This window comes from Corynebacterium sp. ACRQK (assembly GCF_022345965.1).
GTDB lineage: Bacteria > Actinomycetota > Actinomycetes > Mycobacteriales > Mycobacteriaceae > Corynebacterium.
Genome location: NZ_JAKRMU010000008.1, coordinates 1 through 12,722 on the forward strand (window position 1 = coordinate 1; position 12,722 = coordinate 12,722).

Genomic DNA, 12,722 nt, shown 5'->3' on the forward strand with positions numbered 1-12,722 from the left:
GGGCTGGGGTGAGGCTGGGGTGCGAGGGACTTAGCGGAATGCGCCCTTGCCGGTGAGGGCCTGGCCGATGATCAGCTGGTGCATCTCGGCGGTGCCCTCGTAGGTCAGCACGGATTCCAGGTTGTTGGCGTGGCGCAGCGGCGAGTATTCCAGGGTGATGCCAGAGGCACCCAGCAGGGTGCGGCACTCACGGGCGATCTCCAGGGCGACACGGGTGGAGTTCAGCTTGCCGACGGAGACCTGGTGCGGGGCGAGCTCGCCCTTGTCCTTTAGACGACCGAGCTGCAGGGCCAGCAGGACGGACTTGTTGAGCTCGACGGACATGTTGGCCAGCTTCGCCTGGGTGAGCTGGTAGCTGGACAGGGACTTGCCGAATACCTCGCGGGTCTCGGTGTACTCGATGGCGGTTTCCAGGCTGTCGCGGGCTGCGCCCAGGGCACCCCAGATGATGCCGTAGCGGGCCTCGTTCAGGCAGGTCAGCGGTCCACGGAGGGTGTCGATTTTCGGCAGGCGCTGGGAGTCCGGCACGCGGCAGTTATCCAGTACGATCTCGCCGGTGATGGAGGCGCGCAGCGAGAGCTTCTTGTGGATCTCCGGGGCGGTGAAGCCCTCCATGCCCTTTTCCAAGATGAAGCCGGCGAAGCCATCCTCGGTGCGGGCCCAGACGACAGCCACGTCGGCGACGGGGGAGTTGGTGATCCACATCTTGGTGCCGTTGAGGATCCACTCGTCACCGTCGCGGGTTGCGCGAGTCTTCATGGACGCCGGGTCGGAACCGGCATCGGGCTCCGTTAGGCCGAAGCAACCCAGGTATTCACCGGCGGCCATCTTCGGCAGGTACTTTTCCTTCTGCTCCTCGGAGCCCCAGTGGTGGATGGCGAACATGGCCAGGGAACCCTGGACGGAAACGAAGGAGCGCAGGCCGGAATCCACGGCCTCGATCTCCATGCAGGCCAGGCCGTAGGAGACGGCAGAGGCGCCGGGGCACTCGTAGCCTTCTAGGTGCATGCCCAGTGCGCCGAGCTGTCCGAACTGCGGGCCGAGCTCCTTGGCGGGCAGGGTGCCGTTGTCGAACCACTCCTGAACGTTGGGCTTGAGGGATTTGTTGGCGAAGTCCGTCATGGCTTCTTGCAGCATGCGTTCTTCGTCGGAGAGCAGGCTGTTGAAGGAGGTGAGGTCAAGTGGGGAGGAAGTCATGCCAGTCATTTCCTTACGTATATAGGTATCTGTATACTGATTTGCGTACCAATGAGTGTAGGGGAAGTTGTTTCGTTCCGAAAGGCTTTTGTGAAAATTTCCTCTAACATCGTCGTAGTCAGCCGCCACCCCAAGCCGAAAGGAGCCCCCCAATGCCCGACGCGCCCCACCCAGAGTCCGCGCCGCGGTTCCCCTTTCCCGTCGACCAGCAGCCCGGTAGATCCCACCACCGCACCGTCGACCGGATCGCGGACATCCTGGAGTTCGTGGCCCGCAACCCGCAGCCGCGCGGACTCACGGACATTTCCAAGGCCATCGGCGCCCCGGTAAGTTCCACCCAATCCCTGGTGAATGGCCTGGTCGCGGCCGGATACCTGGAGGAACGGGATAAAGCCTTCCGCCTGGGGTTGGCCCCGTACCTGCTGAGCACCCTCGCCGGTAGCCGCCCCGTGGATCAGGTCACCCACGAGATGCTGGAAGACGTGGTGGAAGAGACAGGCTATATCGCCGTGTTGGCGTCATTGGTAGGCGACAATGTCTACTACCTCGACTATGCGCTGTCGGACCCCGAGTTCGAGTACCTGGCGCAAAACCGTTTGCAGCGCCCGCCGCTCGAGACATCGGCGGGATGGGCGATCCTCTCCGGGCTGGGGCACGAGCAGGTGTGGGGGATTCTGGCTGCTTCCGAGAGCTCGCAGGAGACCATCAATAAGTTCCAGCGCTGGTACCCAGACATGCGCGCGACCGGCGAGTGTGTGGCCCCCGGCGTGGCTTTGAACGGTGCGGATGGTGTGGCCGTGCGCGTCGAGAGCCAGGGGGTGGCGGTTGCTTCGGTGTCCGTCATTGCCTCGACCGAGCAGATCGCGCGCGATGCGGATCGGATTATTGAGGTTTTAAGACGCCACAGCGCCCGCTGGAACCGTTAGCAGCTTAAGCTGAGTTCGTCGTTGAAGAAGTGGCAGTGATTCGCCAGTCCTCTCCCTGGGGGAGGGCGTGCAAGATGGTTTCAAAGGCGCTGGAGATTAGTGCGGGGCGAAAGCTTTCTGCGTAGTACGCCTCCTTGGAAACCTCTTTTCCACCGGAGAATGCGGTGATCTTCCCTCGTTGCTTCATGTGGTGACGAGAGATGGTCTGTTCGAGCGATTTGACGGAGCTGGCCCAAGGTTCGTCCTGTTCATATGCGTTGACGCTTCGCTCGCAAGCGGAGATAGCTTCGATATCGGAAACTGAAGGTATGCCGAAGTCGGAAATCGCGCTCATACTGATGGAGTGGAGAGCTGAGAGTGCGGAACTTGGCAATGCGGAGTCCCACACGGCAAATAACGGGCGAAGAGGGAAGCGATCCTCTTTCGATCGCACGGTTAAGTGTGCGCGAATAGTCTGCAGATCTTCAATAGTGTCGTGGGTAGCATCATTAATTTCCCAAAGGCTAAGAGGGATTACCTTTCCGTCGGAATCGCCGGTGTAGGAAAAACCCAGGGATAATTCGGCCCAGCGAAACCGGTCGAAAAAGAGGTCGGGATCCACATTCTCTTCGGTGAAGGTGGATGCTTGGAGGACAACGTAGCGATCCTTGTGCATGGGGTAAACGCTAATGGATGCTCTGCAGCTTAAACAGGTTTTGAGCAATATGCGTTCTCTAGTGTTTTAGAAAGGAACCCCATACCCGATGGGCACGGGCCAGCTTAAGCAGCTAACTCCGGCACCCACAGCACCAGCTGGGGCCACAGCAGGAAAGCCAGGGCGATGACCAGCATGATCGCGACATAGGGGAATGCTCCCTTGAACACAATCATCGGGTTGATGCGCACGGCCTTGGAGACCACGAACACGTTCAGGCCCATGGGCGGGGTGACCATGCCGGTCTCCGCCAGCAGGACGATGAAGATGCCGAACCAGACGGGATCGTAACCCAGGGCTTCGACGATGGGCAGGGTCACCGGCACGGTCAGGGCGATGATGGCGATCTGATCCATGAAGAACCCCAGGATCAGGTACACCGCGCCGATCAGAGCCATGATTACCAGCGGGTGCAGGGAGGACTCGCCGATGGCGCTGACCAGCTTCGGGGTGACGCGCGTTTCGGTGAGGAAGTGGCCCAGCACGTGCGCGGACATGATGATGGCGAAGATCATGCCGGTGGTCTTCACCGTCTCCAGCACAGTTTCGCCGAACTTCTTGGTATCCCAGCGGCCCTTCGCTATCACCAGGATCAGCGCGGCCAGCACGCCCAGGGCGGCGGCCTCTGTGGGCGTGGCGATGCCGGTGAAGATGGAGCCGACCACCGCCAGGAAGATCAGCAACAGCGGGGAAGCCTTCAGCAGCTGCAGGCCCTTCTCTGAGAGGGGAACCGACTCGCCCTGCGGGGCGCGGGAGCGGTCCTTCAGGAAGCCGATGTACATCACCAGCACCAGGCCCATGGCCACCACCACGCCTGGAAAGAAACCCGCGATCAGAACGTCGCCCACGGGAGCCTCCGCGGTGATCGCGTAAAAGACCAAAATGATCGACGGCGGGATCATTGCCGCCAGCGTGCCGACCACTGCAACCAGGCCGGTGGCGGTGCCTTTGTGGTAGCCCTCCTCGATCATGCGGGTGGAGGACGTCTGCGCCAATGTGGCTGCGGCGGCGGTGGACGAACCCGAGACGGCTGCGAACGCGGTGCCCGCGCCGACGGAGGCGATGGCAGTGCCTCCGGGGATGCGGCCGACGAGCGCCTTAGCGGCGTCAAAAACAGAATCCAGAAGACCAGACATCAGCATCAGCTGCGCCATCAGGATAAACAGCGGCACGGCGGATAGAGAGTTGGAACGCACGGCAGCGAACGGTGAGGTCTCCATGGTGGCGATGGCCAGCTCGACTCCGCCGAGGGCGATGAGCCCGATCGTGGCTGTGCCAAAGATGGCGAAGCTGACGGGGACGCGCAGGATAATCAGCGCGACCAGCAGCACAACGATAGTAAGCGCAAGCATGGTTTAAACCTCTTCCTCGCCGGGGTCATAGTCGGTGTAGGGGCGATCCCATGGGGTGATCACTTCGCGCACAAAGTCCAGCGCGGCGACGAAGGCGCACAGGGCGGCGGCGATGGGCACGATCACGCGGTAGGTCCAGTCGGGAGTGGCTAGGTCGGCCATGCCGGGCAGGGTGGCGTGGCCCAGGGAGAACGCCATGTATGTCTGGTTCCACCCGCCGATGAAGACGAAGATCATGGAGATCACGACGGCCAGGTGGATGAGCAGCAGGATGGTCTTCTGCACTTTGGGGCCGAACTTGCTGAACAACGACTCCACTGCGATGTGTGTGCCTGTGCGGTACGTGGTGACCAGCCCGAAGAACGCGGTGATTGGCAGTAGGTAGCGCTCGGTGACGGAGATGTTCCAGCCCAGGGGGGCGCCGAAGAACTCGCGCGCTACGATCTCGGCCAACGTGACTAGCGCCAGCCCGAGGATGGCCGCGCCGGCGATCCAGGCGCACCCTGCGGATATAGAGTTTTGGATTTTGTCGAAGCCGGGGTGGTCCTCGGTGTGGTAGCCGTATGTACTGCGTTCGGCGGTGCCGTGGTGGCCGATGCGGATGAAGTTGTTGCTGGTCATGATTGCTGCTCCTTTGCTTCCGCTCGAGCCTTCGGGTCGGTGACGCCCGCACCCGCGCGATCCGCATGGCGCTTCAGTGCGGCCCGGAAGTCGTCGACGACCTGCTGGGCGGGGTGCCCATTGGATTCGGCGACTTCGATCCACTTGTCCAGGACGGGCTGGGAGATGTTCTCCCACTCCTTCGCCGTTTCGCCGTCGGTGACGTCGTAGAAGCGCACACCGGCATCCTTCATCTTCTGCACCGACTTTTCGCGTGCTGCGTTGAGTTCTTCGCAGACGGACTGCTGCGACTTGTCCGCCGCGTCGGTGAGTGCCTTCTTCTGCTGGTCGTTCAGCCGGTTCCAGGTATCCAGGTTGATGCCGTAGAAGAAGGTGAAATTGCCTTGTTGTGCACCGTAGGTGCTGGCGTGGACCACGTCTTCCAGCCCGTAGGGAGTGACGGAGATCGGGCTGGCGAGCGTTCCTTCGACGGTGCCGCGGGCCATTGCCTCGTACATGTCGCCGATGGGCATGCTCACGCCTGCGGCGCCGATCTCGTCGATTACGCGGTCCAGGGCGCCGCCGGTGGAGCGGAGCACTGCGCCTTGGAAGCTGTTCGGATGCGAGGGGTCCTGGCCGGCCGTCATGGCCTCGTAGCCGGGGATGGAGCCGGTCCAGAGGGGCATGAATTTCATGGGCTTGAGCTCTTCTTCATAGAGGACGCCCCCTGGCTTCACCAGGTCGCGTAGTGCATAGGCGGTCACGCATGCATCGGAGCTGAACCCTGGAAGGTCGCCCACGCTGCTGAGTGGGAAGCTGGAGCTGACGTAGGAGGGGGAAATGACCGCCATGTCGACCACGCCGCTGCGTACGACGGAGGGGATGTCGGCTTGCTTGCCCATCTGCCCGGAGGCGTAGTATTCGACGTCCACGGAAGAGTCTTTTTCCAGCTGGTCGAGGAAGGGCTGAGTGCCGCCAGTGCCGACGGGGTGGGTAAGCGAGTAGCTATCCGCCATCTTTAGTTCTGCGGTACTGCCGGGGACGTAAGGTTCCGCGGAGGAGTTGGAGCAGGCGGTGAGCGCGCCGGGCAGAGCGGCTGTCATGGCGACTGCGGCGATGGCGGAGGCGATCCGGCGGGTGGGGCGGTGTGGCGTGCTGGACGTGCTGTGGTGTGGGGGCGCTTTCTTTTTGTGGAGTCGGAGCATGGTCCCTTTACCCTCTCGTTACGGATACTTGTTACGGATATAGGTAAGCTGTTCCCGATTTGGATAAGTTTCATCTAACCTTCAAAGCGTGCGAAAGGCGATAGTTTTCGCAGATAAAACTAGATCGGGGGTGAATCTGTGGGGTAAATCACACTGATATACGTAAATTGAGTGGAATAGACTCAAGGTTGTGGTGGTTGAGTCAGGTGTACTCAAGTAAAGTCGGGAGCGTGTAACTGCGACCGGCATGAAGCCGTAGGAGGTAGATGTAGAAATGACGAGCTTCAACCCCACCACAATGACTCAGTCTGCAATGCAGGCTGCACTCCAGGATGCCTCCGCCAAGGGCAACCCGGACATCCGACCGGCGCACCTGCTCGTTGCGCTGCTGGAGCAGGAAGATTCCATCGCCCTGCCTGTACTGCAGGCTGCAGGCGTGGAGCCGCAGGCAATCGCGGCGAAGGCTAAGAACCTGGTCGCCGGATACCCGCAGGCCACCGGTAGCGAGATGGCGAATCCGCAGTTCAATCGCGATGCGCTGAACGCGCTGACCGCCGCCCAGGAGCTGGCAGAACAGCTAGGCGACACCTATGTTTCCACCGAGGTTCTGCTGGCCGGTATCGCCAAGGGCAACTCCGACGCGGCCAAGGTGATGCACGAGGCAGGGGCCACCTTCGAAGCTATCCGCGGTGCTTTCGAATCTGTTCGCGGCAACCGAAAGGTCACCACCGAGGAGCCGGAAGGCCAGTTTCAGGCACTGGAGAAGTACTCCACCGACCTGACTGCACGCGCCCGCGAAGGCAAAATCGACCCAGTGATCGGGCGTGACCAGGAGATCCGGCGAGTCGTCCAGGTGCTCTCCCGTCGCACGAAGAACAACCCTGTGCTCATTGGCGAGCCTGGCGTCGGTAAAACCGCAATCGTCGAGGGCCTGGCCCGCCGCATTGTCGCTGGCGATGTGCCCGAGTCCCTGCGCGGCAAGAAGCTAATCAGCCTGGACCTGGGCTCCATGGTCGCCGGTGCTAAATACCGCGGCGAGTTCGAGGAACGACTGAAGGCTGTGCTGGACGAGATTAAGGAAGCCGAGGGTGAGGTCATCACCTTCATCGACGAGCTACATACCATCGTCGGTGCCGGTGCGGGCGGCGATTCCGCCATGGACGCCGGCAACATGATCAAGCCGCTGCTGGCCCGTGGTGAGCTGCGGCTGGTTGGCGCAACCACCCTGGACGAGTACCGCAAGTACATTGAAAAGGATGCTGCACTGGAGCGCCGCTTCCAGCAGGTATACGTTGGTGAGCCATCGGCGGAGGATACTATCGGTATTCTCCGTGGCCTGAAGGAGCGCTACGAGGTGCACCACGGTGTGCGCATCCAGGACTCCGCGCTGGTGGCGGCGGCGACCTTGTCGGACCGCTACATCACCAGCCGCTTCCTGCCGGATAAGGCCATCGACTTGGTGGACGAGGCCGCTTCTAGGCTGCGCATGGAGATCGATTCGCGCCCCGAGGAGATCGACAACGTGGAGCGCGTGGTCCGCCGCCTCGAGATTGAAGAGATGGCGCTAGAGAAGGAGACCGACGCTGCCTCGAAGGACCGTCTCGAGCGCCTGCGCAGCGAGCTGGCTGACGAGAAAGAAAAGCTGGCCGGCCTGACCGCCCGCTGGGAAAACGAAAAGGGCAGTATCGACAGCCTGCGCGAGCTGAAGGAAGAGCTGGATAACCTGCGCCGTGAGTCCGAGATCGCCGAGCGCGAGGGTGACTTCGCAAAGGTTGCCGAGCTGCGCTACGGGCATATCCCGGACGTGGAAAAGAAGCTAGCTGAGGCCGAAGAGAGCGTGGCTGAGCAGCAAGAAGGCATGATGCTGACTGAGGAGGTCACGCCGGATACTATCGCCGACGTGGTTTCCGCCTGGACCGGCGTGCCCGCGGGCAAGATGCTGCAGGGTGAGACCGAGAAGCTGCTGAACATGGAGCTAGTGCTGGGTGGTCGCGTGGTTGGCCAGAACAGTGCGGTCGATGCCGTGTCCGATGCGGTGCGCCGTGCGCGCGCCGGCGTGGCGGACCCGAACCGCCCGACTGGTTCCTTCCTGTTCCTAGGCCCGACGGGTGTGGGTAAGACGGAGCTGGCGAAGGCTCTGGCCGACTTCCTATTCGACGACGAGACCGCCATGGTGCGCATCGACATGTCGGAGTATGGCGAGAAGCACTCCGTCGCCCGCCTGGTTGGTGCTCCTCCGGGATACGTCGGCTACGACGCCGGTGGCCAGCTGACCGAGGCTGTGCGACGCCGCCCCTACACGGTGGTGCTGTTCGATGAGGTGGAAAAGGCTCACCCGGACGTGTTCGACGTGCTGCTGCAGGTGCTGGACGAAGGTCGCCTGACCGATGGCCAGGGCCGGACCGTGGACTTCCGCAACACGATCCTGATCCTGACCTCTAACCTCGGCGCCGGTGGCACCGATGAAGAGGTTATGGAGGCTGTCAAACGCGCCTTCAAGCCGGAGTTCATCAACCGACTGGACGACGTGCTGATCTTCAACCCGCTGTCTGCTGAGCAGCTGAAGTCCATCGTTTCTATCCAGGTGGGAGCTCTTGCTGAGCGCCTTGCGGCTCGCCGTTTGATTCTGGATGTTACCGATGACGCCCAGACGTGGCTGGCTGAGCACGGCTATGATCCTGCCTACGGCGCCCGGCCGCTACGCCGCCTGATTCAGAAGGCGATTGGCGACCAGCTGGCCAAGAAGCTGCTGGCCGGCGAGGTGCGCGATGGTGACACAGTGCGTGTGGATATCGACCGCAGCGCAGGTGCTGACACCGGCGTGGCTGATGCTCCGGGGCTGGTCATTACGTCGCTCGGCGCCGTTGAAGACGAGGGCTAATGCCCTGACGCTTTTGACAGCCCAAAGCTACTCTGAGCGTCTGGTTTGTTTTGAGTGAGGTTGGGAAAGCCAGGGGATTCCGGCGCGAAGGCTGGCAAACGTTTGGTTTCAAAACTAAAGTGTGAGGCACGCCACAAGGCGACCGGGGTGGCGCGCTGAGCATGGCCGACCCTGGGAACACCCGACCTCTACTCAAAGGAGTACTCATATGACCGTCTATGCTGATCCCGGTACCGAAGGTAGTATCGTCAATTTCAAGGAGCGCTACGGCAACTTCATCGGCGGCCGGTGGGTGCCACCTGTCGATGGCGAGTACCTGGACAACGTTTCTCCCATCAATGGCGAGGTATGTTGCCAAGTCCCACGCTCAAAAGCTGCGGACATTGAGAAAGCAATTGACGCGGCAGAGAAGGCTCAACCCGGCTGGGGAGCGACCTCCGTACAGGACCGCGCCGCCGTCCTATTGAAGATTGCCGACCGCCTGGAAGAAAATCTAGAGATGATGGCCGTCGCTGAGACCTGGGATAACGGCAAGGCGGTGCGTGAAACTCTCGCCGCAGACCTCCCGCTCGCGGTTGACCACTTCCGCTACTACGCCGGTGCTCTTCGTGCCCAGGAAGACCGCACCTCCCAGATCAGCGAAGACCTCATTGCCTACCACTTCAACGAGCCACTCGGTGTGGTCGGGCAGATCATCCCCTGGAACTTCCCGCTGCTGATGGCTGCGTGGAAGCTTGCGCCCGCCATGGCTGCTGGCAACGCCATCGTGCTGAAGCCCGCTGAGCAAACCCCGGCCAGCATCCTGCTGTTCGCAGAACTCATCCAGGACATCGTTCCGGAAGGTGTGCTGAACATTGTGAACGGTTTGGGTACGGAGGCGGGCGCTGCGCTTACCGACTCCGACCGCATCGACAAGATCGCGTTCACCGGCTCCACGGAAGTCGGCAAGATCATTAACAAAGCGGTCGCGGAGAAGCTCATCCCCGTCACCCTAGAGCTCGGCGGCAAGTCCCCGTCTGTGTTCTTTAGCGACATCATGGACCAGGACGACAAGTTCCGTGCCAAGTGTGTGGAAGGCCTGGCTATGTTCGCGCTGAACCAGGGTGAGATCTGCACCTGCCCGTCCCGAGCCCTGGTGCAGGAAGATATCGCCGAAGATTTTCTGGCCCTGGCCATTGAGCGCGTGAAGTCCATCAAGGTCGGAAACCCTCTGGACACGGACGTCATGATGGGCGCACAGGCTTCCCAGGAGCAGATGGACAAGATCACTGGCTACCTGCAGTCCGGCCCTGAGGAGGGTGCGCAGGTGCTGTGCGGTGGTGGTGTGAACGAGATCTCGGGCCGCAGTGGCGGTTTCTACATCGAGCCCACCATCTTTAAGGGCACCAATGACATGCGCCTATTCCAGGAGGAGATTTTCGGCCCGGTCCTGGCTGTGACTACCTTCAAGGACTTCGACGAGGCCATGCGCATCGCCAATGACACGGAGTACGGTCTGGGAGCAGGCGTATGGTGCCGCAACGGCACCATTGCATACAAGGCTGGCCGTGCGATCCAATCGGGTCGTGTGTGGGTGAATAACTACCACAACTACCCAGCTCACGCGGCCTTTGGTGGCTACAAGAAGTCCGGTTTGGGGCGTGAGACCCACCTGATGATGCTCGCGCACTACCAGCAGACCAAGAACCTGCTGTGGTCCTATTCGGATGAGCCGTCGGGGCTGTTCTAGCTCTTTTCTTATGGACGCCACCCCGGCCCCCACCGCACCGTACTTCAGCGCGGAAGGCCGGGGTGTGTCGTACTTGTGGAATTATTCTGACTGGTCAGCGACCTCGACGTTGTAGTGAACGTCGTTGCCATCGACCTTGTCTGCGGTGACGTCAACGCTGTACGTCTCGCCAGAGTCGTGCAGCTTGCACTCAATCTTCGCGCCCTCTTCGGCCTTCAGGCCACTGGGGCATTCGATGCGCTCGGGCTTGCGGCCAACCTCCTTCTCCAGGGAATCGGAGATGCCCTTCTCCACGTCTTCTTGGGCTACTTCTCCTCCTCCTAGCAGCGAGCAGGCGCTCAGGCCGGTGACAGCCAACGCGCCGGTCACGCCGGTCAGAAAAGCTGCGCCGACACGCTTGGAAAAGCGAGTGGAGTCAATAGAGGGGCGGGTGTTCTTCATGTGGGACGGTCTCTTTCTCTCGTTTGCGACGACTGTTGACGGCTAGCGCCATGCTGTTGTGCCTCATCAGGAATCCGGGGTGGAACTATCAGGCATCCGGGCTGTGGAATGCCGCCCGTCGGCGAAAGGTTCCAAGCGTGCAGCACGCTGCACAGTTCGAACTTAACCGATGCTGAGTGTGTTTGCCCGGGAATCGCAGGCGTCAATAAGAGGGTGCGATAAAATGCCCAGAGCAACAGAGCACACACAGCACAAAGAGAATAGATAGAGAACAGAAGAGGGAGCCTCCATGGACTTTACGGTCTTTGACCTGCTGATGGATGTCGGTATGATTTCGGTACTGCTGATCATCGGCACGTTCATGAGGCGCCACTTCGAATGGTTCCGCAACCTTCTTATCCCCGCGCCGATCACTGCGGGCCTGCTTGCGCTGCTCCTCGGCCCCGAAGTGTTGGGCCTGCTGCCGTTCTCCGGCGCACTGGGAGATTACTCCACCCTGCTGATCGCCGTGGTGTTTGCCTCCATGCCGTACAGCATGACCTTCGCCTCCAACGATGCCTCGAAGGCGAAGAACATGTGGGGCTTTTCCACCTCCATGTTCCTCGGCCAGTGGGGTATCTTTATGCTGCTTGGCCTGCTGGTTTTCGCGCCGGTTTTCGATACTCCAGAGTGGTTCGGCATGATGCTGCCCGTCGGTTTCATCGGCGGGTTCGGCACTGCCGCGGCCGTCGGTGGCGCGTTCGGGGATATTGGTGCGGACGCCGCCATGTCCCTGGGGTTCACCTCAGCGACCGTTGGCACGCTGGCCGCGATCATCGGTGGAATTATCTTCGCGAACTGGGGTATCCGCACCGGCCGAACTTCCACCCTTCCGGAGGAACTGCCGTGGGAGCTGCGCTCTGGCCAGATCGAGGACGAAGCCAAGCAGCCTTCCATCGGTAAGGCCACCACGAACCCATCGTCGATTGAGCCCCTGGCTCTGCATGCCGGCTTCATCGCAGTGACCGTAATGTTCGCCTACATCGGCCAGCAGATCATCGGCCACTTCTTCCCGGTGGTATCGGTGCCGCTGTTCGCGCTTGCCTTCGTGGTGGGCATCGGCGGCAAGGTCTTCCTGCACGTCATCAAGCGCCCGAAGTACCTGGACCAGCAGACGGTGAAGTCGATCTCGGGTGCGTCGACGGACTTCATGATCGCCTTCGGTATCGCTTCCATTAAGCCGGACGCGGTGGCGAACTACCTGGTTCCGCTGGCGATCCTGTTCGTGCTGGGAATTGCCTACTGCTGCCTGTTCTTCTTCGTCATCGCGCCGATGTTCTTCGGCGATCAGTGGCTGGAGCGCGGCATCTTCGGCTGGGGCTGGGCCACCGCCGCTGTGGCTACGGGTATTGCGCTGCTGAAGATCGTGGACCCGGATCTGAAGTCCGGCACGATAAACGAGTACGGCATGGCCTACGTGGGCTATGCGCCGATCGAGATTGGCATGAACATCCTCGCCCCGATCGCGGTTATAGCCGGCCTGACCTGGGGTATCGGAGGTATAGCGACTGCCGTGGCGGTGGGCATTATCGTCTTCGCCGCGATGCGGGGCTGGTTCCCAGAGAGGACAGGCAAACGGCCGGGTAAAGGGAAACGTGCCGGCACATCTGTTGCGGCGGGATAGCGTGCGCAACATCGGCGGGCGCGAGGTTCTACAC

Annotated in this window: 10 protein-coding genes; 4 read left to right on the plus strand and 6 right to left on the minus strand. The window is 61.4% G+C overall.

Annotated elements, in window-relative coordinates:
* Nucleotides 1-30 precede the first annotated feature (30 nt).
* The gene (locus MHX63_RS08795) at nucleotides 31-1,197 is read right to left on the minus strand and encodes an acyl-CoA dehydrogenase family protein (RefSeq protein ID WP_239388188.1); all 1,167 of its coding nucleotides are present in this window, start codon (nucleotides 1,195-1,197) and stop codon (nucleotides 31-33) included.
* A 152-nt stretch (nucleotides 1,198-1,349) separates the two neighbouring features.
* Between MHX63_RS08795 and MHX63_RS08800 the strand changes: the two genes are divergently transcribed.
* Complete coding sequence (locus tag MHX63_RS08800) at nucleotides 1,350-2,123, plus strand: IclR family transcriptional regulator (RefSeq protein ID WP_239388190.1); 774 nt, start codon at nucleotides 1,350-1,352, stop codon at nucleotides 2,121-2,123.
* A 4-nt stretch (nucleotides 2,124-2,127) separates the two neighbouring features.
* On the opposite strand, the gene MHX63_RS08805 is transcribed toward MHX63_RS08800, so the two are convergent.
* The 4 genes from MHX63_RS08805 to dctP all read right to left on the minus strand — a co-directional run bounded on the left by MHX63_RS08805 (nucleotide 2,128) and on the right by dctP (nucleotide 5,974).
* Nucleotides 2,128-2,778 (minus strand): hypothetical protein, encoded by a 651-nt coding sequence (locus MHX63_RS08805; RefSeq protein WP_239388192.1) that lies wholly within the window; start codon nucleotides 2,776-2,778, stop codon nucleotides 2,128-2,130.
* A gap of 104 nt (nucleotides 2,779-2,882) precedes the next feature.
* Nucleotides 2,883-4,169, minus strand: coding sequence for a TRAP transporter large permease (locus tag MHX63_RS08810; RefSeq protein WP_239388194.1), 1,287 nt, complete (start codon nucleotides 4,167-4,169; stop codon nucleotides 2,883-2,885).
* A 3-nt stretch (nucleotides 4,170-4,172) separates the two neighbouring features.
* A complete protein-coding gene (locus tag MHX63_RS08815; protein WP_239388196.1) occupies nucleotides 4,173-4,790 on the minus strand; it encodes a TRAP transporter small permease in 618 nt (205 codons plus the stop codon).
* The gene (dctP, locus tag MHX63_RS08820; RefSeq protein WP_239388198.1) at nucleotides 4,787-5,974 is read right to left on the minus strand and encodes a TRAP transporter substrate-binding protein DctP; all 1,188 of its coding nucleotides are present in this window, start codon (nucleotides 5,972-5,974) and stop codon (nucleotides 4,787-4,789) included. The genes MHX63_RS08815 and dctP overlap by 4 nt, the downstream gene beginning before the upstream one ends.
* Nucleotides 5,975-6,248: 274 nt before the next feature.
* Between dctP and clpB the strand changes: the two genes are divergently transcribed.
* Together clpB and MHX63_RS08830 are read left to right on the plus strand one after the other, a co-directional pair.
* Nucleotides 6,249-8,855 (plus strand): ATP-dependent chaperone ClpB, encoded by a 2,607-nt coding sequence (clpB, locus tag MHX63_RS08825; protein WP_239388200.1) that lies wholly within the window; start codon nucleotides 6,249-6,251, stop codon nucleotides 8,853-8,855.
* Nucleotides 8,856-9,063: 208 nt separating this feature from the next.
* Nucleotides 9,064-10,584: an aldehyde dehydrogenase family protein gene (locus MHX63_RS08830; RefSeq protein WP_239388202.1), complete on the plus strand. Its 1,521-nt coding sequence runs from the start codon at nucleotides 9,064-9,066 to the stop codon at nucleotides 10,582-10,584.
* A gap of 81 nt (nucleotides 10,585-10,665) precedes the next feature.
* On the opposite strand, the gene MHX63_RS08835 is transcribed toward MHX63_RS08830, so the two are convergent.
* The gene (locus MHX63_RS08835) at nucleotides 10,666-11,025 is read right to left on the minus strand and encodes a DUF4333 domain-containing protein (RefSeq protein WP_239388204.1); all 360 of its coding nucleotides are present in this window, start codon (nucleotides 11,023-11,025) and stop codon (nucleotides 10,666-10,668) included.
* A gap of 289 nt (nucleotides 11,026-11,314) precedes the next feature.
* Here MHX63_RS08835 and MHX63_RS08840 point away from each other — a divergent pair, with 289 nt between their 5' ends.
* Nucleotides 11,315-12,688: a sodium/glutamate symporter gene (locus MHX63_RS08840; protein WP_239388206.1), complete on the plus strand. Its 1,374-nt coding sequence runs from the start codon at nucleotides 11,315-11,317 to the stop codon at nucleotides 12,686-12,688.
* Nucleotides 12,689-12,722 lie beyond the last annotated feature (34 nt).